A 20,329-nucleotide genomic window follows, 5' to 3' on the forward strand; every position below is an offset into this window, starting at 1 on the left:
TAACAACAAAAGAAAAAGTGATGTCAACTACAAAAACAAAAGTCGCAGTCATTGGTCTTGGCAATATAGGAAAGGTAGTAGCAGCCAATCTGGTGAAAGGTGGCCGCCCGGTTATTATTGCAGATCGCAAAGAGGAAAAGTCAAGGCAGCTGGCGCAGCAATTGGGCACACTTACCACGCCTTTGTCAATACCTGCCGCCATTAAGGAGGCAGAGATCGTGATCTTCGCGGTATGGTTTCCGGTCATCGCAGAATTGCTGAAGCAATACGAGGCTGAACTCGAAGGGAAGGTCATCATTGATCCCTCCAATCCTATTGCGCCCGATGAAAACGGTGGGTTTAAAAAGATAATTGAGGCCAGTCAGTCTGCGGGGCAGGTCAACAAGGCGGTATTGCCCAAAGGGGCAAAGCTGGTGAAGGCGTTTGGAACATTGGCTGCAGCATCGCTGGAGCATGTAGCGTTTCAGCAGCCGGATAAAGCGGTGTTGTTTTACACAACCGATCAATCGGGCGTTAACTCCATCGTAGAGGAATTGATAAAAGACAGTGGGTTTGAGCCATTGCGGGTGGGTGCCATCGATCAGTCTATTCGGATAGAGGTATTTGGCGACCTGCATGAGTTTGGAGCATTGGGCAAAACCGTTACCCTGGCTGAGGCCGAGGTAAAGATTTAGTTCAAAGTGACTCCATAAAGTAAAGAAGAATTTCTTCGGATTACCGAAACGGAATCAACCTTCAAATCTGTATAGCAGGCAACAGCCCCGTCCCAAAATGGCGGGGTTGTTGCTAAGGCAGGTGCACGGTTGATTTGAAGTAATCATAGAACGCTTTCGAAAAGCGCTCATTTTTCTCTTCACTTTTCTTGATCTTCATAAGGTAGTCAGGGAGGGCGTCATTTTGGAGGGCGTCGGTAACCTCATTGGCGGGGAGCAGACTGAATTCGGTGGTGGTAACGGTAATAATGGGGTAGAAGCCTTCGCTGGCGGGAAACTTTTGGACCAGCAGGTCAAACACGCGGGTAATGTCTGCTGGTTTGCGAAGGGGAGTCATGTCGATGTCGAAGATGTTTTTGCCGTTTTGTACTACAGCAATCTGGAATTTCATGGCAGTAGCTTGAGGTGGTGGATTAAAAGACGAAACAGGCAGGGCATACAAACAATAGGGCGGGGGCGATGGATCATTGCCCCGGCTTTTTCTTTTTGTGCTGTTCTTGTTGGTGGAGGATGTAGGCGGCTTCTGCGAGCTTCTGTAGGTTTTCGTAAAGGAAGAGCAGGTTGCCGCGTTCGAAACCTGTTTCGTGCCAGGAGTTCTGGTTACCGAGGGCGCTGCATAGCCAGTTCCACATTTCTTTGCGAACTTCTTTGAGGTGAAAGCCGTCGAAGAAGGCATCGATAACGATTTGGGGATTTTGTTTTTCTTCTTTGGATAGTACCTGGAGGCGATTGGCTTTTTTGTAGCGTTGAAGCATTTTCTTACTCATGAGTAAAGGATTAATTGTGAAAAAAGCTCAGCGCTGTGGTTGGGTGATCTGGTTCTCGCGAGGTCGGTGCATGCGTAAAAAAGCTTGAGTCACACCTTGCGAACTGTTAGCGGAAAAATCGTTTCGATCGACTTCTACAAAGCTGCAGAAAATATTTCGAATATCCCTTGTGCGATCGCCCAGTGGAAGTATGGAAAGTTTTTCGTATGGAGTGCCGGGAATCTTGCGGTTAGTTAAATGCTAGGCGAAGTAAATAGCCTTCCAGGTTTATTTATAGGTGACGTCCTGATCGCAAGTAGCCAACAAGAAGAGTTTAGAATGAGTTTGTCGTCACTGTCATAGTTTACTTAAGTTTGGCTGGTCTTGTTAATATTAAGTACTTCAAAGTCTTTTAGCGTTGTTCCGTTTGATAATTTCCATTCCTCCAATCCATTTGCATTGCGTCCCATTACCATCACGGCCGCGGTTGAAGGACTTGAAAAAACATAGTCTTCAGAAAATTCGTAAGATTCGCCGTTTTCTATAAGCACTTCCTCTTCAATTAATCTTTGCCGTAATCTTAAGAAAGATGGAGTAATAGATGGGACGGTTGTCATCGCGGCCTTTGATCCCTTGAAAACGACAAAACCATCCGATGTTGATTTTCCTTGCGCATCAGCGCCCCGGGCCGCTTTTATAAAAAATATGTCTTTTTGAATTATTTGCTTTGGTTGCGCCTCACGTTTTTCTTCAAAAACCTTATGTCCAAGTGTATTTACAAGGAGCTTGATGTTTTCTAGATATTCTTCCATTTCGGCCTGATCAGACTCTGATATTGATGACCTTGTGGGTACAGCGCTATTTAGAATTTTATATCTGTTTGCAGTAATTGCGGTATCGTAAAGTCGATTTTCTAAATACTTAATATGTGCTTTGTTCAAATTTTCGTCTTTGCTAACAAACACAATTGTTTCATGCCAGAAGTCTTTTTGTGGTAGGTGCTGAATAATCCTTTTTAAAACTTCCTCACCTTCTCCAATATATACAAGGTCATTGAAATCTTCGTCTTTACCAAAAAGTAAGTAAACACCTGTGCTTGCTAGGTCTTCTCGGTCTATGGAATCTTTCACTTTATTTCTTGGAATTCTGTAGGCTTTACCTGTCCAGTTTGATAGTTCGCAGGTAATTCTTCCATTAGAATCACCATCAAGCAAGAATAGTTTTATTGTCTTTCCGAATTTCATGAATTTGTGTTTACAGTGCCTGCAACCATTCCAATCATTGGAGATGGCACGGGAATAAGATTACAAACGTTTACCTTGTTTTAGTAACGATTAGTGAAATCTGCATGCAAAATTATCGCTGCAACTACTAAATATAGGCAAGTTGCATCTAGATTCAAATGTGTTTGAAGTTCCTTTTTTTATTATTCTACATTTATGATGGTCCCCCACGATGTATGACATTGGCTAAAAATAATTATTTACGGTCGGCGAGTTAATTGATTTTTGTCAAATGCGCAATGGCTCATCGAGTCTTCTATATGTTAATCAGATATTCAACTGAAATAATTGGTCGAAAATTGTTCGCGCTCCCACCAAAAAACCCCGCCCTCACGGACGGGGTTGCCCCATTAACCATTTAGAACCTATATTGAATCCTAGTGCTTCTGGTTGTCTACAACCGCCTGGCTCACGGTGCTGGCTACTGTTCCGGCCACTGCCAGGTAGCCTGCTACCTTCACCACAATCGCCGGCAATACTACCGGTGTGGTAAGGATCGCAGCACTGGCCGCCGCCAGTATCAGCCCCCAGTTCCGCAACTTCGAAAAGAAGGGCGGTGTAGGCGATTGAAGTCTTTCTTGAATACCCATAGTTACATACGTTTAAAGTTGAACAATAGATTTATAGAAAAATCACTACAGGCTACGCCGATTGCCGGTGGGTAGGGAATCATCCCCGTTGGTGGCCGCCCAGGGCAGGTCATTACAAACCAGCTGGCATGGTCGTCCAGCCCGTTGTACACCGGGTGGTTGCTCTGCGCCAGGCAGGGCGCACCGATTTTTAGTATTTTGGCAAAAGGAGTAAACCCGTAGTGAAGAGGAGAGGGGCCACTAGTCAAAGCCCCGGCAACGTTGCCGATCACAACCCTGGCAGTCCGGCCGGTCCCACACAGGTTGCAATTATGTAAGGAGAAAGATAGTCGAAGTCGTCAGGGCATATCATGAAGGTTCCGCTTCACCCCTGGCCGTTTTCAGGCATTGCAGCATCATCCCCCCGTTCGATAAACTCAGGTGATAACGCCCATTAACGCACTGGTAAAAACCCAGCCCAAAGAACAATAGGAGAGGTTTTCCATCCAGCACCTTCACCATCACCGGCAGGTTAATTTCCGGGTGCTCCTCATCGAGCGACAGGTAGTTGGAGTAAACGACATTCCGCTCAAAGGTCTTCCGCGCAAAGTCAAAGCTGGCCGCACAGGCTACAAATCGCACATGCGTAGCCGCCCGCTCCGTATGCAGGTCTATCAAAGGGCGCAGCGCAGGCACTTTCACCCAGCAAATGCCGGTACTGCCATTGATATCCCCTTCAAACTTCATATAGCTCACCTGGTGTACAGACTTCCGTCCGCCCAGTTCATGCCCTTCCAGCAACGTGAGGTCGCCATTTTCCACCGTTCGCTCTCCATAGTTATTATGCATATCCGTTTTCTGTATCCGGGCCAGCTGCTTCACCAACGCTCCCCGGTTCAAGGCCTTCGTGTCTTCATAGATCACCGGCCTTAAGCAGGTATGTATTAAGCCGGTCGCTTCACAGAGTCGGCCAAATTCTTCCCGACCTGCTTCTTGCAATGTTACCTCTTGCTTTTCTTTTAAGTTGATGACAATTGCTTTCATAAAATGTCATTAAATAGAGTGATGAATATTGTTTGTTGTTCGTCTTGCACATAACAAACCTACAACATCGCATACCCCATTTCCTAATTTTCGTGCACCTGATTTTGCCCATGTCAGGTTATGTCATGACATGTCATGACATAACCTGACATGCTCCAAAATACCATCTCAAAAATTTGCAAACACCCTTTCAATTATCCTACGTTTGCAGTACAAGGTTATAGCAACAGTAAAAGATCAGCAGTCAGGAAATAGTCAGGTGGCATAAGATCCTCCGTCAAACAGTTTGAAGGCACCGGTTCCCACTCGCTCCCGTACCCGATCCGTACCGCACCCGTACCGGTCCCGTATAAATAGCACAACTTTTTAAAATGATACTCTTTCTCTAAAAGCGGTAGGGCAGCTGGCGCCCCCTCCGCACAGGGAAAGTCTGTTCATACCGGTTGCTTCGCGGGCAACCACCCTTTCTATTATTCATTAACAAGTAAAAATTAAAGTTATGCCTAAGCAAATAGGATTGATAAAGCTTAAAGGGTCTGTCGATGACCTCGTTTTCTCCAAAACACAGGATGGCTACATGGCCCAAAAGAAGGCGCTCTTCAATGCCGATAAATTGAAGAATGATCCCAACTACGAGCAGGTGCGCCTTAATAACCTCGAGTTCGCCACCGGTGGCAATGCCAGTCGTATACTCCGCGAAGCCTTCTCCAACGAGATCTTCAAAGCGTCCGACAATCGCATGATCAGTCGCCTCACCCAAACCATGATCGCCGCCCTCCAGGCCGATGCGGTCAATGACTATGGTTACCGCCAGGTGCAGTCCGGCAATATGGGCCTGCTCGATGGGTTCGATTTCAACCTCGGCGTACCCCTCTCATCTACAGTAAGGGTACCCTTCACAGCAACGGCCAATCGTGCAACCGGTCAGGTCAATGTAACCGTCCCCGCGCTCATCCCGCAGGAGCGGGTAGCGGCCCCGGCAGGAGGTGTCACGCACTACCGCCTGTTCGCCGCCGCAGCTGCGTTGGATTTCTCCACTGGCGCCAGCTTCAGCTTCCGGCTGTCAACGCCCAATTTGCCGCACGATAACAACGAGGGTGCAGTAACCACGCTGGCACTTACCCTGCCGGCAGCGTCCACGCAGCCCATCGTCGTCATTCTCGGGGTCGAGTTCATGAAGATGGTCAACAACAAGGTATATCCCAATACCAAAAAGCAGAATGCCCTGCAGATCCTCGCGATCGATACACCACCCGCATCCGGTGGGTAAAGGCAGCCCGCAAGGGAACACCACAAAAGGGGCCGGTTCGTCCGGCCCCCTGTTTAAAACAGCTCAAAATGAAAAGTCATGAAAAAGAAGAATAACGAGCCAAAGGCAGATCGTGAGCCTAAACGCTTGCCGCGAAAATACCTGCCCGGCTATGCCTTTATACCCAAAGAGGGTCATTATGACGTACGCAAAGTCGGCCTAACCCGCGATCAGGTAAAGAACGATCCCAGGTTCTATAATTCCCGGCTCCTCGCTGCACAATTTGGTAGAGCAGTGAAGTTTGCGCAAGCCTTACTGACTGCCTGCAGCAAACCCCTCGGCATAAAATGCAAGTCGGGACAGCTCACTGGCATCATAAACCGCGCATTGATGGCCGATGAATCCAATATTTTTGGCAGTGGGATACTAATGACAGAAAACCTGGCCGAGCTTATCGGTTTTGAGTTCAACGAAACAGCTCGTTTCGAAGAAGTTTGCACCCTGCCATTTTCAATTAACCCCAATACGCATAAGGGTAGCCTTTCAATAGAAGTACCTGCCTTTGTGCCCGCATACTATTTGAAGCCTCCGGCCAACGTCAGCCATGCAAGAATATGGCTGATGAGTGCCATCTTGGATCCAATTGTATTTACGGGCACGCTCACGGCCGCTAAAACAACCTGCTTTCCCATAAAGCGCTTACAGGTATCAGCTTGCTCTCTATCCATCCCTCCAAAAACGGAAGGCCATTTGGTGCAGGTTATCGCCCTCGGAATCCAGTGGTATGGTTATGTAAACGGTCAAAGTAGACTCAAAGAGTCGGTTGCTCCCGGCTCGCTCACGGTCATAGACGTCCACTAGCCCCGGCCCGGAAAAAAAAGTTGAAAATATTTTATGGAATCGTGTGAAGATGGAATCTTATAGATAGCTACGCGTACATCCCAACCAAACATACTCCATCGGATCAATCTTTCCCGCCTTTCCTTTTTGAGTCACAAACCATTTTTATTAACCACAAAAATGTAGGAGTATGTGTCCAGAACAGTTTAAATACCGCAAACTCAACACTGAAGACTTTAAGACATTTTATGGCGTCGGCGACCGGCAGGCTTTACGTAATAGAAGAGCAGTAAGAATAGCATATGGACTGCAGCAAAGAAAGCCCATTCCCTTTCCCCATTTCTTTGAATTTGTAAACCTGCCCATCGAAGAGGTGGCCTTTCGCCTCGGTTGGGTCTGATCTTCGTACCGGTTCGTATAAACCGAAATCGCTAACTGTATTTAATCTTTGTTTATGAAAAAGATCAACGATTGCAGGGTATATTTATACCAGCGGCTAACCCGCGCACCCCCATGCCCCACAATTACCCCAAAACGCTTTTCCTGTTTGCTATAATATGGCTGGCTTCCTCGTCCGGCGCTTTTGCCCAACAATATGGCTATGATCGCCTCAGGCGGGAGATTTCACGCCAGGATATTGACTCCGCTATTATTTTTAGATTGAGCTGGGTCGGTTATGAATCAGCGTATAAAAATGGCACCTGGTACCTCTTTTCGAAGAAGAACGGTATCTACCAGATACAGCGTTTCGATGAGAGAATGACCTATGTACCTAAAGTATTGTTCGCAGACAATCCCGTAAGTTACTTTTTCTCCCAAAAGGAGGTAATAGAGAAAGATCGCCTGATAACAGGCACCATTAATGTATTCAAAAAAGGGAGCAGCCGTCCGCAATTGCAGGAAATAGACTGGCCGCTGGTCGACCATTATTCGTACTACGAATTGGCCTGGCCCTCCGCTGATACAATCGCAAACCACCGGATACCCACCTATTCAATCGAAAAATTGAAATGGGATGGGAAGAAGAACGAGTATTATAAAAGGAATATTAGCACAAAGCGCTATATGCTTTTGAAGAGGGTCATTGATCTCGTGGCAAAACATGAGTTCGAATGGGTTCCCTTTGTGTCCGCCGTACCAGAGATAACGTATGACTGGTTTTAGCAACCTGAAGTCAACAGCTTTAAATTAACCAAAGTCCTTTATGTCCCCATTTTATTATAGATCCATAATCCTGCTGGCGATTATGAGCTCGATGCTGAGCGGCAGCGCCATTGCCCAGGATCGTGTATTCACAAATGTGCAGGAAGAAATAAAACGCAAGGGTATCGACACGGCAGTCATCTACACAGCCGGCTACGTCGGTTTTTTTATCCTAAGTAAGGATACCTGTAAAAAGGAGGCAACTCGGTATCTCTTCTTTCAAAAGCAGGGTCGGCACTTTGTTCAGCGGTTTGACTTTTGTGGAACCGCGCAACCAACCGAATTGCCTGCCGGCAACCTCGTCGGTTATTTTCTAGCTAATGCAGATTCGTTGAAAGTCGAAGAAATACAACTTCCCACCTTTAGCAAAAAGACCATTATGCGCGGCGATAAACTCGTGGAGGAAACGGAGATACAAATTATCTCTCACCACGGTTACTACGAATTGATCCTCAAAACTGACAGGGGAGAGGTGAAAAAGCACATACCCAATTACTATCTTACTATCAAAGACGACGGCAATGGCAAAAAGAACATTTATTACGAATCCAACCTGCAAACAAAGCTATATGCACTCATTCAGAAAATAGAGGCCTATATCAACCAAAACCGCTAAAATCGCACCCCTTCCCCTTTAACAGAAACCCAACATATTTTTGACTATTTTCGCGCCTGCGGCAACGCGTACAAACGGCATGAAGGCAACAGTCAAAAATAGAGCTAAACAATTGATACTCCGTACTTCCTTGTGGGTGCTGAGCGCCCTGTTGATGCTCTCCGCGTCCTCCGCCTCCGCTGCCGATTCCCTGTTCCAGCAGGCAATATTGGTCCATTGGGCTGGGCACCAGCCCGCTACCCCGGCCGAAGCCCAGGAATCCGCAGGAGCCAATAACGAACTCCACCATGCGGAGCGCAAAGCGCCCCGGATCAGGGTCGTCAACCGTTATTCCCCCTTTGTTCCAAAGACAACATACACCATCGAAGCACTCGCTTCCCCACACGTAGGTACCCACGGTCCAGGCGCCCTCATGCGTCCTGCCTACTACAGGTTCCTCTTCCGCTACAAACCATTTTGATTCAGTAAGCCCATAGGCATTCCCCCGCAGCTACCTCCATCCGGAGGCACGCAGCCTTATTGTTGCAACTGTCAACACCCAAGGCACAACACACAATGCACGCTAACTACCACGCAAATTCACTGAATCATGAAATGTCCCCATTGCAACGAAACCTTGCTCATGACCGAAAGGCACAACATAGAAATAGATTATTGCCCGCAGTGCCGCGGCGTCTGGCTCGATAAAGGCGAGCTCGACAAAATGCTCGACTATGTAGAAGAAAGATCCAAAGGCGCACAGCCCAACCAGCAAAGTCAGCAACAAAGTCAGCAACAAAACGAACAGAATTATCACCACAAGCGTTACGATGACGACCATAAGTACCGCGACGATCACTATAAACAGCAGCAGCCCTATAACCAGCGTAAAAAGAAAGGTTTCCTGGGCGATCTGTTCGATTTCGACTAACAACGAAATGTCACCAATAGCAAAAACTTAAAACAAAGAGAAATATGTCCACCTGGCTGGAATTGTTCCATAACCTCACCAACCCTGCATGGATCATGGCCCACGGAGGCCTCTACATAGTGGTGTTCATCATATTTGCCGAAACAGGGCTCTTCGCCGGCTTCTTCCTGCCGGGCGATACCCTGCTTTTCATTGCCGGTATGATCATCGCACAAACTGTCGGCGCCGACGCGGCCCCCATATTGCACCTGCTGTATTGGGTACTGCTCATCGCTGCGGCGGCCATAGTAGGCAATTATGTCGGTTATTGGTTCGGGAAACGATCCGGCGAGTACCTCATGAAACGGCGCGACACCTGGATCTTTAAAAAGAAGTACCTGGTGCAGGCACAGGATTTTTACACCAAGAGGGGAGGGGCCGCCATCATCATCGCGCGCTTCCTGCCCATCGTCCGTACCTTTGCACCCATCGTGGCCGGCATGGTCAAGATGAACCCGGGTAAGTTCTCCCTGTTCAATATCATCGGAGCACTGGCCTGGTCAGGGTCCATCGTTACCGCCGGCTTCCTGCTTGGCGAAAACGCCTGGGTACAAGACAACCTCGATAAGGTCATTATCGGTATTGTGGTCCTCACCACAGCGCCGGTAGCCATCAAAATGATCGCCGCCCGTAGAAAGAAACAGCCCGTGCCGGTGGAACGATAAACCAACCAATTATGCCCGATTTTATAATTCCCAATTTCGCCGATCCCGCCGTCTGGATAAGCCTCGTTACGCTTTGCTTTCTGGAGATCGTATTGGGTATCGATAACATCATATTCATTTCAATCGTGGCAGGTAAACTGCCGCTGGAGAAACAACGCAAAGCGCGCAACACCGGGCTGCTCCTGGCCATGGTGTTTCGCGTATTGCTGCTATTATCCATCAACTGGATCATCGGACTCAAAGAGCCAGTCCTCACCCTGCCTCACGTAAGGGGCCTCAGCGACGGACCGCTCGACCTTAGTTGGAAAGACCTTATACTCATTGCCGGGGGTATCTTCCTCATCGTAAAAAGTACCCTCGAAATACATCACAAGCTGGTAAAGAGGGAGGGAGATGAACATCAGAAACAGATCAAGGGAGGCAATTCCGTATCCTCCATACTCTTGCAGATTATATTGGTCGATGCCGTGTTCTCGTTCGATTCCATCCTTACAGCGGTGGGCCTGGTAGAGAATGTACTCATCATGATCATCGCGGTGATCGTTTCTATTGGGGTGATGATGCTCTTCGCCGGACCGGTAACCCGCGTCATCAACAAGCAGCCTACTTTGCAAATGCTGGCCCTGTCGTTCCTCGTAGTGATTGGGGTAGTGCTGGTAGCGGGCGGCTTCCACCAGGAAGTAGCCAAGAGCATCATTTACTCCTGTTTGGCCTTCTCATTGGGGGTGGAAATGCTCAACATCAGGTTGCGCGGCAAGCAGCAGAATATCCAGCTCAATACGCCCGGCGACACCCCCGGACAGGATAATAAGTAATTATTAAGTCTTAACTCCGTAAATAGCGGCAAGTCTACCCAGACTTGCCGTTTTCGTTTAGGCATACTATCTTGCCGGCAAATCCCCATTTCCCCGCTTCGCAGATATGACCCTAAAACTAACCCACACAACAGGCGTAAAAATAGACGGTAAAAAGTGCACCGTATACCAACTATTTGAAGAAGGTGTGCTCGTAGGCGAGTACTGCTCGTCTGGTAAGCGCACTTTTATTAAGTATAACGATACAACGATCGAGATAAGGGATGTCGCACCTTGGTATAGTGCGACGGATATAGTATTTGTGGATCCAGGAACAGAAACGACAGTAGGCAATTATTACAAGCCAGGGTACCGGTACGAGGAAAGTCCTTTCGTATTCTTGCTAAACGAAGAGGAGTGGATAGTACGGGAAATGACACCCAGAGAATTGGAAGCCCGGTCTGCGTCGTATTGGGGCGGTTATACAATGAGTTCGGGCCACGACAAATGGATGGACTGTACATTCAGCCACCCGCCACCTCAGGATAGTATTTGGGGGCCTTACATCGAAAGAGTTGGTACCATTGAAGCCAATGGCCGCTATCTGGCGCCTATACTCCTGAGTATTTTTGTTTTTACGAAGATTGAAGACCGGAAAAATAGTGATTGAGTTTTATGCCTTCGCCGCCTTCTTTCCCAAGGAGCCTGAAGCTTTCCCCTTCTCCGCATTCTTCTTCAGCTGATATTTCACCATCTTTTTCACCAGCTCCAGCGGCATAGGCTTATCCAGTGGAAACTGCACAGATCCCCGCCCTGTCTTATAACCCGCCAGGTCTTTTTCAAAAGCCTTCACGCCCGTAGGGGCCGGGTAAAAGCCAATATGGTTTTTGAAAGCGGCAAACAGTGCCAGGTGCCCGTTGAGGATAAACGCCGGCATGGCATAGCGGATCGCTTCTTCCGCACCCGGCGCAATCTCACGCACCGTGCGTCGCAACGATTGCAACGCCGCTTGCACCTCCTTCGGAAACGAAGCGATATAAGTATCGATGTCCGGGGCAACTTTACTCATGGTAGCCATAGCAAATATGTTTACGGTGAAGAATCCCTATAAAGCTACGATAGTCAAGCAAGGGACGGCCGGCCGGGTGCGACTAATTCGAGGTCCTTTGCGACAATTTTAAAACCCCTGCCATCCACCGGCAATCAGGTATAATCCAGACAATGACCAACCGCCTCATCAGGCATTTCAGTCCCGCATTTGAGCATTTCATACAAACTAACCCCGCCTCCCCACCACCGCACGGATAGTTTTAGGTCAAATAATGCTAACCTTACATGCGAAAAATGCTAAGCACCTTGCTTTTCGGAGCTATACTCATTGTTTCCTGCAGCAAGAACAACAAAGCAGACGATAAGGATGACATAGCAACCCAGCCAATGATCACGCCGCACGGAGCCGCCACAGGCCCGCTCGTGTCGGCCAGCATCGGCGCGCAGGGCGGTCAGCTCGCTACGGCCGATGGGCGCATGAAGATCATCGTACCAGCCGGAGCAGTCACAACGGCGCAAAACTTCGGCATACAACCGGTGGAGAGTACCTTTCGCCCCGGCAAACCAACCAACCGCTCCTTCCGGCTCTATCCCGAAGGCACCACCCTCAGTAAGCCCGTAACCGTCGTCATCCAATACGATCCTGCCGAGATCACTAAAGGAGTAGAGGATATTCTGCAGGTAGCCACCCAGGATGCAACCGGCACCTGGAAACCCCTGCCCACGGCACTTGACAAAGCCGCACACACACTTACAGTACAAACTACCCATTTCAGCGACTTCGACTTCTATGATCAGTTCGAATTATTTTCCAATGAAGTAGCAGCATTGGCAGGTGAAAAAGTGATGTTTAAGATCGGCTATCAGAATGCCACGGATGACGGCATGCTTGCGCCGCTTGTCCCATATATAGATCCCGAATTTGACAATGGCAAAGGGAATGCCTATTTGCCTATTACAAGATCACAGGTAACGGCAGTGTCATGGAGAGTTGTTGATGGGGGAGGCACAATCGTAGCGAAAAACAACGGCTACGGTATTGATGGAGATGCCCAATACCAGGCGCCCGCAAAGATCGAAAGCCCAAAGGAAGTCATTATCGAAGCAACGCTCGATGGAAACGTGCCTATCCCCGATCCTTCAGTACCAGGTGGAATGCGGAAGCTCGGCAGGCTCATCATACAAAAAACGATCACACTCGTACCCGAAAGTTCAGTCTTCCTTACTTTCGACGGAAAAGAGTACTGGCTCAATGATGGCGCGTATGGTGCCGCCGAAAATGGGCAAACGTCGGTCGGTAGCTCAAACGGAAATGTAAATATGAGCTTCTCCCTCAATGTGGGCGCCATAAGTACAGGAGGGTATTCTTGCGGTAAAACTGGACCAGGCAGTGGTAAAGCATTTATTGCCGTTAGTTATGATGTCTCCGGAGGTAACACGGTCGTAGCTGCAACGAATTATTGTGTAATGGAAGGAAGTGGATCTGTCCCTAAATATTCAGGCGGAACCCTCAACATCACCCGTTTGGGGCCAGTCGGCGGAATGATCGAAGGAACCTGGTCCGGCCCCGTGTACGTTCAAAAACCCAATGCTGGCGAATGTCAGTACGAAGCTAAAAACCTCACCGCACGTTTTTACGTCAAGCGGCTGCAATAAATAGATTAGGCTGAACCGTCACGAACGCCTACTTTTTTAATCCCAGCTTTCGCAGCACGCCGCCGAGCCAGCCCTTGCCATTGGAGACCGGCGGCGTGTTCTGTTTTGGAACAGGAGGAGCAGGCACTGGCGGAATCGCAGTATCCCCTGTCAGGTCATTGAGTGCTGCAGCCTCCTTCGGTTTTCTGTATTTCCGGAACTCCGTATGTACATACAGGTCTTCTGCCACATCCATATGCAGCGTTACACCCAAATGCCGCCTTGCCACGCCAAACGTAAAATCTTCCATCAGGCATTCCTCTGTATATTCATAATCGCCCTGCTTGTTCTTGAACAGCAATTCACCATTTACCATCGATGAAGAAGCATAGATGGCTTCTTCCTCTGGCAGCCTGACTCCGTATTCAACCCTGTCATAGCCACTCGCAATACACTTATACCGCAACCTTTGGCCTTCTTTTACCAGGCTGTAATAGTTGGCATTGGCAGCACTGGCGCAGGCCGTCGTCAGGATTTCCGAATGTGGAAACAACCTGGTCAGGCCGGCCTCGTAGGGTAGCAGGCTCTCAAAGTCCTGGTAATAGTCCAGCTTCCCGGTAAGTGTACAATCATCCGCCAGCACCAGGTGATGATTATAATAGCCTATCCAGATGGTCTGCCAGCCCGGGCATAAGTTCAGTCCATGTGCAACGCCGTCAGCTTCATAATCTCCAAGCCCGATATGTTCCAGGATAACGCGGTCGCTTACAGGCTCCGCAGGCAGGTTGTTGATGGTGATCAGTGAGCTGTTGTAGCCCATATGCAAGGAGGTTAGGGTGAAGCATTAAAGTAGTCATTTTTTTACATCGCTGCAAGTCAAAGCCCGCGCCACATAAATACCTGTCAACGGTAGCCGAGATCATTTCAGCATTCCGTTCCATCATCTTGATCATCTCCCGGTCATATATCCCCCGGCTGCCGATAGCTTTACTCCCAAAACGACCGTATGCATAAAATGCTAAGCTTTGTGCTAATGGCGGGTGTCTTCTTGTCGGCCTGCCACAAAAAGGACAACAAGGCCCAAATAGAAGAAGTGCCCTCAAAGCCACTGGTTACTGCGCTGAAACCTCCCATAGGTCCGGCCGTCACTGCCACAATTGGCGCGCAGGGAGGACAGCTTGCTACCGCCGATGGAAAGTTGAAGATCATCGTGCCCGCTGGAGCTGTCTCCACCAACCAAACTTTTAGCATACAGCCTGTAGAAGCAACTGTAAACAATAGTATCAAAGCAACGAATTCCTATAAACTCCTGCCTGAAGGTGCCACCTTTAGCAAGCCTGTTACGGTGGTCATGCAGTACGATCCCACTGATATTACAACTGGGGCCGAGCATCTCTTGAGGGTAGCTACCCAGGATGCGACAGGAGTTTGGAAAACTATTCCTGCTGCACTTAATAAAACAAACCATACCCTCACGGTCGAAACAACGCACTTTAGCTGTTTCGAATTCTATGACTTGTTTAAATTATTCTCCAATAAGGATACAGTCCTTGTTGGAGAAAAGGTGAAGTTTAAACTTGGCCACCAGCTCAGTGAAAACGATAATGTAATGTCGCCACTTGTGCCTTATGTTACTACTGAATTTGATCGGGGCGGGGAAAATCACTATTTCTCTATTACTTCACATTATGTGGATGTTGTGAAAGGATGGAGGGTATATGAAGGACCGGGCTCCGTCGTTGGCAAGAGTAGTGTAAATGGGCTCAATAGCGAAGCAGAATACACCGCGCCCGATCAGGTCAATGGGCCAAAAAATGTCACAATCGAAGTTACCCTCGAGGGTGATAAGGACATACCAGATCCATGGGCGCCAGGCGGTTTCAGTAAGCTTGGCAAACTTATTATACATAAAACGATCACGGTAATACCCAAAGATATTGCGTTAGTTACGATAAATGGAGTAGAGCATTGGTTAAAAGCTGGCGTCAGTGCCACTTCTGCAAATGGGCAAACATACGTAGCGGCATCCAATGACAATGGAAAAATTAGTTTTATTGTCAATGTTGGCGCCACAGTCCCAGGGGGGTATTCTTGTGGAGAGATGCAGGCAAATAATGGAAATGCATGGGTTAACCTCTCTTATACCAGTGGTACCGATAATGCGGTATTACTTACATCCGGTTATTGTGAATCTCAAAATAATCAAACCAATCCCCTATACTCATCCGGAACCCTCAACATTACGCGGTTGGGGGCAATAGGCCAACCGTTAGAAGGTACCTGGTCAGGAGCCCTATACCAACAAATTCCCAATACAAACGGATGCCAGTTTTACGGCGCTGATGTTGGTATAAAATTCTACATGATTCGGAAGCAATAGTGCTCCATACAATAGGTATAAAGAGGCCCGGCATAAACCGGGCCTCTCTCTATATATAAGCTGAGCGCCCATTGTTCGGAGCGATCCATATCAGGGCGCCTGCACGGAAAATGCCAACTATAACAAAGAGCAGCTCAGCGTCCCTTTCCCTCAGTTAGATCCTGTTCCGTTTATTATTAACCGGCCACCCGATAGCTTTATGCCAAAAAACGATCGTATGTCTAAAATGCTCAGCCTCGTGCTGTTGGGTAGTCTGCTGGTCACAGCATGCCGCAAACCCGGTAACGAGCCCCAAAAGGACGAAATTCCCAGTGATATAGTAGTCACAGGCCAGGGCGACCCCACCGGCCCGCTCGTATCTGCCAGCATAGGCGTGCAAGGGGGAGAGCTTACTACCGCTGACGGAAAGTTGAAGATCATAGTTCCCGCAGGTGCTGTCACAGCCAACCAAACTTTTAGCATACAACCTGTTGAGAATACCTTCCGTCAGGGCAAGAACTTCAGGAACGCTTTCAGGCTGCTTCCCGCAGTAACGACCTTTTCCAGACCAGTGATCGTTGTCATGCAATATGATCCTGCCGAAATCACCAGTGGAGCCGAAGATATTCTCCAGGTTGCCTATCAGGATGAAACGGGAGGGTGGAAAGCAGTTCCTTCCGCACTCGATAAAAGGGCCCATACCCTCACCGTCCAGGCAACCCACTTCAGTGATTACGTATACTACGAGCAGTTCGAGTTGTTTTCCAATAAAGACGTAGTCTTCGCAGGCGAAAAGGTAAAGTTTAAACTGGGCCTTCAGGTAGCACTTTCCAGCAGCCACAACGACATGTTGGAGCCGATGGAAACTTATATAACCTCCGAATTCGATCGGGGCAAAGAAAATACGTACAGCCCAGTACTGGGTGGCTACGTCACCACGGTAAAAGATTGGAAGGTCGTGACAGGCGGTGGAACGGTGCTAGGGATGAAAAATGGCAACAAGTTCGATAGCGAAGCCGAATACACGGCCCCCACAGAGGTCACAGCAGCAAGAGAGGTTGTAATTGAGGTAACCCTCGAAGGTGCCGAACCAATAGCTGATCCTTCTGCGCCCGGTGGTAAACGCAAACCAGGTCCGCTCGTCCTGCGCAAAACAATGAAGCTGGTGCCCGAAACCTATGCCGTTCTCACGTTCAAAGGGCAGGACTACCTGTTCACCGATGGGCTCACGGTGGCAACACACTTTGGTCAAACCACCATCTTTGCAGCCAGCTCAGAGCTGCACATGGATATTGATTTTACGGTAGGTGCGCAGGCAGCAGGAGTGTATCCCTGTGGACAGGCTGAATCCGGAAATGGGAAAGCAACGGTCTTGTTCAGTTATGTTTCCGGTGGCACCTATATCGAAGCAAACAGTACTTACTGCGAGTTACAGAGCGGCGTAGCTGTAGCGAAGTATTCGTCCAGCAGCGTCCACATTACCCGCTTTGCTGCACCGGGTGAAATAGTGGAAGGTAAATGGGCCGGTACGCTTTACCAGGAAAAACCCAACACCACCGGTTGTAAATTCGACCCCATAACGGTCGGTGTGCAATTTCGCATCAGGCGCCAGTCATAACACAACCAGACAAAGCAGGACAGTCATTCATCGTCCACACAATACATTTGAAAGGCTCCGCACAACCCGGGGCCTTTCAAATTACCTAACGATGAAGAAGAAGCCTGCCAGCACCCGCCGCCATTTTGTAAAGAAAACCATCACGCTCGCAGCCGGATGGCCCCTGCTCAATAACTTGTCGGCCTTTGCCAATAGCAACACAGCAACCGCCAGCAATACAGCCACCAACGGCAACGCCACTACTGACAACACAACAGCAAACACCGTCGCTAAATCCCTCGTACCGCACCCCGTTCCCCTCCAGTGGCTCGATGTAGCCGCGCCCGCACAGGCCGGTGCCACCACCTGGGGAACCCCCTGGCCACAAGGCGCCGTCGATCCCAACACCAACTTCTCCCTGCAGCAAGTCAACGGAGAAGCCCTGCCGCTCCAATCCTGGCCCCTCGCATACTGGCCCGATGGAACCCTCAAATGGACCGGTCACGCTACAGCCTGGCAGCAACCGCCACAAGGCGCCCTGCAACTAACAACCAGCGGCAATGCACCCGAAGCAAAGCCGCTCGCCACTGAAACAGCCAGTAGCATTACCGTCAATACCGGCCTCATCACCGCCGTCATCAATAAAAAGGGCACAACACTCATCAGCACCCTCTCGCTTGGTAAACAGACAATTGCTGAAGAAGGTAAGCTCATACTACTTAATAGCACCGATCCCGACAACCAAACCGGTACAACCATAACCCAGGAATTTTCGGGCACTATAGATGCAGTTACGCTCGAACAAAACGGCCCCATCCGCACCGTGGTAAAGATCACCGGCCGCCATACACCCACCCCCTGGAAGCATACGGCAGAACAACATTACAACATGCCGCCGCGCCGGACTGGCGAACCACACCGCCCTTGGCTACCTTTCGTCATTCGCTTCTATTTCTTCCAGGGTAGCGATAGCATCCGTATCCTGCACACCATCACCTTCGATGGCAACGAACAACAGGATTTCATCAGCGGCCTCGGCATTCGATTCACCGTTCCGCTTAAAGATGAGTTGCACGATCGCCACATCCGATTCGTCGGTCATGATAAAGGCGTCTTTGCAGAAGCAGTCCGCGGTCTCACCGGCCTTCGCCGCGATCCCGGCAAGCCCTTCACAGATGCCCAGACAAAAGGCCTCGCCACACCACCCAATAGTGAAATGCCCGCTGCCGTAGCACAACGCCTGCAATACATTCCTGCCTTCGGCGATTATACCTTGTTTCAATCCTCACCCAATTCTTTCAATATACAGAAACGTACACGACAGGGATATGGATGGATACAATCTGCCCAGGGTACCCGTTCCGATGGCATGGCCTTCCTCGGCACACCCACCGGCGGCATCGCCATCGGCATCCGCAATTGCTGGCAGTCGTATCCGGCACAATTGGATATACGGAACGCGCACACGCAATATGCCACCCTCACCGCCTGGCTCTGGGCGCCCAAAGCATCACCCATGGACCTCCGCTTCTACCACGACGGCATGAAGCAGGATACCTATAAAGAGCAACTCGAGGGACTTGAAATAACCTATGAAGATTACGAGCCCGGCTTCGGCACACCCGTAGGCGTGGCCCGCACCAGCGAACTGCAATTGCATGTGCTCGCCGCCACACCCTCCAACGAGCAGCTGGCCAACCTGGCCGCAAGCCTGCAGCAACCACCACAACTCACCTGCGCGCCCACACGCTACGCTGAAGCTGGTGTATTCGCACTCAACTGGAATCAACCCGCCAATAATGAGCCCCGCATACAGGCAATCAAACAGCAGCTTGAAGATTACTTCAGCCAATACCAGCTCGAAGTAGATCAACGGGCCTGGTACGGCTATTGGAACTATGGCGATGTCATGCACTCCTACGATCGGGATCGCCATGTCTGGAAATACGATGTCGGTGGATTCGCCTGGGATAACTCCGAGCTCTCCACCGATCTATGGTTATGGTATTACTTCCTGTATACCGGCAAGGCCGACGTGTTTCGATTTGCCGAAGCCATGACGCGCCACACCGGCGAAGTAGATGTACACCACCTCGGCCGCTTCGCACCACTCGGCTCGCGCCACAACGTATTGCACTGGGGCTGCAGCGCCAAGCAGCTGCGCATATCCACCGTGGCCAACCGCCGCATCTATTATTATCTTACCGCCGATGAACGTGTGGGCGATCTCATGCGCGAACAGGTAGAAGCCGTGCGCACCCTCAGCAACATCGTGCCCGGTCGCAAAGTAGGGCAGGTAGCAGCTACCAATGCTGCGCAGGCCAGCGTATCCTTTGGCACCGATTGGGGCGCCATCGCCGCTGCCTGGCTCACCGAGTGGGAGCGTACCAACAATCCCAAAGTCCGCGATCGCCTCTTCAATTCCATGCGCACCATCGCTGCCCAGCCGCACGGATTCTTTACCGGCACCGCCAACATGACCCTCGATACCGGCACTTTTGATATCGTCACCAACAGCCGCCCCCACGCCTCCCACCTCTCCGCCGTGTTCGGATTGGCAGAGATTTGCGCAGAATTGGTCGCACTAACTGACAATCCGGCTTTTTCCCAGGCATGGCTCCAATATTGCGTACTCTACAATGCCACACCCGAAGAACAACGTAACGCATTGGGAACTGCTCTCAGTAAGTTAAATTTGCAACAGGGTCATGCCCGGTTAACTGCCTTCGCAGCCCGGCACGGTCACAACGACAGGCTCGCCGCAAGGGCTTGGAAGGAGTTTTTCGATGGAGGAGCAGGCATCCGGCGGCCCGATTTGGTAACGCAGTCACTCAAAGGTCCGCAGGTGCTCAATCCGGTAAAGGAAGCCGAAAACGTTTCCACCAATGCAGTCGCTCAATGGGGCCTCACCGCATTGTTCCTCCTCGGGTACATCGCACCATCCTTGCCGGTAACAACAAACAAATAGCGATAACGAAGCCTGCCGTATGTGTTGAACGCATATACCATGCGTCAAT

22 protein-coding genes are annotated in these 20,329 nt (G+C 49.7%); 15 read left to right on the forward strand and 7 right to left on the reverse strand.

Translation table 11 applies throughout. From position 1 onward, the window contains the following. Window positions 1-20: 20 nt before the first annotated feature. Window positions 21-674, forward strand: a complete 654-nt coding sequence (locus tag P2H89_RS28150; RefSeq protein ID WP_275833450.1) for an NAD(P)-binding domain-containing protein — start codon at window positions 21-23, stop codon at window positions 672-674. Window positions 675-786: 112 nt separating this feature from the next. On the opposite strand, the gene P2H89_RS28155 is transcribed toward P2H89_RS28150, so the two are convergent. The 5 genes from P2H89_RS28155 to P2H89_RS28175 form a co-directional block, all read right to left on the reverse strand. Then, window positions 787-1,104: a hypothetical protein gene (locus tag P2H89_RS28155; protein WP_275833452.1), complete on the reverse strand. Its 318-nt coding sequence runs from the start codon at window positions 1,102-1,104 to the stop codon at window positions 787-789. Between the two features lie 73 nt (window positions 1,105-1,177). Continuing rightward, window positions 1,178-1,480 carry a hypothetical protein gene (locus tag P2H89_RS28160; RefSeq protein WP_275833454.1) on the reverse strand — a complete coding sequence of 101 codons (303 nt, stop codon included), beginning with the start codon at window positions 1,478-1,480 and terminating at the stop codon, window positions 1,178-1,180. Between the two features lie 347 nt (window positions 1,481-1,827). Next, entirely contained in the window at window positions 1,828-2,703 is an 876-nt protein-coding gene (locus tag P2H89_RS28165; RefSeq protein ID WP_275833456.1) for a GIY-YIG nuclease family protein, read from the reverse strand. A 416-nt stretch (window positions 2,704-3,119) separates the two neighbouring features. Then, window positions 3,120-3,332: a hypothetical protein gene (locus P2H89_RS28170; protein WP_275833458.1), complete on the reverse strand. Its 213-nt coding sequence runs from the start codon at window positions 3,330-3,332 to the stop codon at window positions 3,120-3,122. 348 nt (window positions 3,333-3,680) lie between these two features. Next, the gene (locus P2H89_RS28175; protein WP_275833460.1) at window positions 3,681-4,355 is read right to left on the reverse strand and encodes a hypothetical protein; all 675 of its coding nucleotides are present in this window, start codon (window positions 4,353-4,355) and stop codon (window positions 3,681-3,683) included. 499 nt (window positions 4,356-4,854) lie between these two features. Between P2H89_RS28175 and P2H89_RS28180 the strand changes: the two genes are divergently transcribed. The 10 genes from P2H89_RS28180 (at window position 4,855) to P2H89_RS28225 (ending at window position 11,341) form a co-directional block, all read left to right on the forward strand. Further along, a complete protein-coding gene (locus P2H89_RS28180; RefSeq protein WP_275833462.1) occupies window positions 4,855-5,625 on the forward strand; it encodes a hypothetical protein in 771 nt (256 codons plus the stop codon). A gap of 78 nt (window positions 5,626-5,703) precedes the next feature. Continuing rightward, a complete protein-coding gene (locus tag P2H89_RS28185) occupies window positions 5,704-6,465 on the forward strand; it encodes a hypothetical protein (RefSeq protein WP_275833464.1) in 762 nt (253 codons plus the stop codon). A gap of 169 nt (window positions 6,466-6,634) precedes the next feature. Then, window positions 6,635-6,844 carry a hypothetical protein gene (locus tag P2H89_RS28190; protein ID WP_275833466.1) on the forward strand — a complete coding sequence of 70 codons (210 nt, stop codon included), beginning with the start codon at window positions 6,635-6,637 and terminating at the stop codon, window positions 6,842-6,844. A 113-nt stretch (window positions 6,845-6,957) separates the two neighbouring features. Next, window positions 6,958-7,608, forward strand: coding sequence for a hypothetical protein (locus tag P2H89_RS28195; protein WP_275833468.1), 651 nt, complete (start codon window positions 6,958-6,960; stop codon window positions 7,606-7,608). Window positions 7,609-7,690: 82 nt separating this feature from the next. Further along, window positions 7,691-8,263, forward strand: a complete 573-nt coding sequence (locus P2H89_RS28200; protein ID WP_275833470.1) for a hypothetical protein — start codon at window positions 7,691-7,693, stop codon at window positions 8,261-8,263. Window positions 8,264-8,342: 79 nt separating this feature from the next. Further along, on the forward strand, window positions 8,343-8,723 hold the full coding sequence (locus P2H89_RS28205) for a hypothetical protein (RefSeq protein WP_275833472.1): 381 nt from the start codon (window positions 8,343-8,345) through the stop codon (window positions 8,721-8,723). A 129-nt stretch (window positions 8,724-8,852) separates the two neighbouring features. Beyond that, the gene (locus P2H89_RS28210; protein WP_275833474.1) at window positions 8,853-9,173 is read left to right on the forward strand and encodes a zf-TFIIB domain-containing protein; all 321 of its coding nucleotides are present in this window, start codon (window positions 8,853-8,855) and stop codon (window positions 9,171-9,173) included. Window positions 9,174-9,217: 44 nt separating this feature from the next. After that, window positions 9,218-9,877 (forward strand): VTT domain-containing protein, encoded by a 660-nt coding sequence (locus tag P2H89_RS28215; protein ID WP_275833476.1) that lies wholly within the window; start codon window positions 9,218-9,220, stop codon window positions 9,875-9,877. An 11-nt stretch (window positions 9,878-9,888) separates the two neighbouring features. Further along, on the forward strand, window positions 9,889-10,692 hold the full coding sequence (locus P2H89_RS28220) for a TerC family protein (RefSeq protein ID WP_275833478.1): 804 nt from the start codon (window positions 9,889-9,891) through the stop codon (window positions 10,690-10,692). A 106-nt stretch (window positions 10,693-10,798) separates the two neighbouring features. Then, complete coding sequence (locus P2H89_RS28225; RefSeq protein ID WP_275833480.1) at window positions 10,799-11,341, forward strand: hypothetical protein; 543 nt, start codon at window positions 10,799-10,801, stop codon at window positions 11,339-11,341. A 3-nt stretch (window positions 11,342-11,344) separates the two neighbouring features. Here P2H89_RS28225 and P2H89_RS28230 read toward each other — a convergent pair whose 3' ends face one another. Continuing rightward, entirely contained in the window at window positions 11,345-11,749 is a 405-nt protein-coding gene (locus P2H89_RS28230) for a DUF1801 domain-containing protein (RefSeq protein WP_275833482.1), read from the reverse strand. A gap of 257 nt (window positions 11,750-12,006) precedes the next feature. Here P2H89_RS28230 and P2H89_RS28235 point away from each other — a divergent pair, with 257 nt between their 5' ends. After that, window positions 12,007-13,377 carry a hypothetical protein gene (locus P2H89_RS28235; protein WP_275833485.1) on the forward strand — a complete coding sequence of 457 codons (1,371 nt, stop codon included), beginning with the start codon at window positions 12,007-12,009 and terminating at the stop codon, window positions 13,375-13,377. A 28-nt stretch (window positions 13,378-13,405) separates the two neighbouring features. Here P2H89_RS28235 and P2H89_RS28240 read toward each other — a convergent pair whose 3' ends face one another. Continuing rightward, on the reverse strand, window positions 13,406-14,176 hold the full coding sequence (locus tag P2H89_RS28240) for a hypothetical protein (RefSeq protein WP_275833487.1): 771 nt from the start codon (window positions 14,174-14,176) through the stop codon (window positions 13,406-13,408). 186 nt (window positions 14,177-14,362) lie between these two features. On the opposite strand from P2H89_RS28240, the gene P2H89_RS28245 reads away from it, so the two are divergent. From P2H89_RS28245 to P2H89_RS28255, 3 genes are all read left to right on the forward strand, one after another. After that, complete coding sequence (locus tag P2H89_RS28245) at window positions 14,363-15,736, forward strand: hypothetical protein (RefSeq protein ID WP_275833489.1); 1,374 nt, start codon at window positions 14,363-14,365, stop codon at window positions 15,734-15,736. Window positions 15,737-15,953: 217 nt separating this feature from the next. Next, window positions 15,954-17,333 carry a hypothetical protein gene (locus P2H89_RS28250; RefSeq protein ID WP_275833491.1) on the forward strand — a complete coding sequence of 460 codons (1,380 nt, stop codon included), beginning with the start codon at window positions 15,954-15,956 and terminating at the stop codon, window positions 17,331-17,333. A gap of 91 nt (window positions 17,334-17,424) precedes the next feature. After that, the gene (locus tag P2H89_RS28255) at window positions 17,425-20,280 is read left to right on the forward strand and encodes a hypothetical protein (RefSeq protein ID WP_275833493.1); all 2,856 of its coding nucleotides are present in this window, start codon (window positions 17,425-17,427) and stop codon (window positions 20,278-20,280) included. Window positions 20,281-20,329: the final 49 nt, after the last annotated feature.

It is taken from the genome of Paraflavitalea sp. CAU 1676 (genome assembly GCF_029223285.1).
Lineage (GTDB): Bacteria > Bacteroidota > Bacteroidia > Chitinophagales > Chitinophagaceae > Paraflavitalea.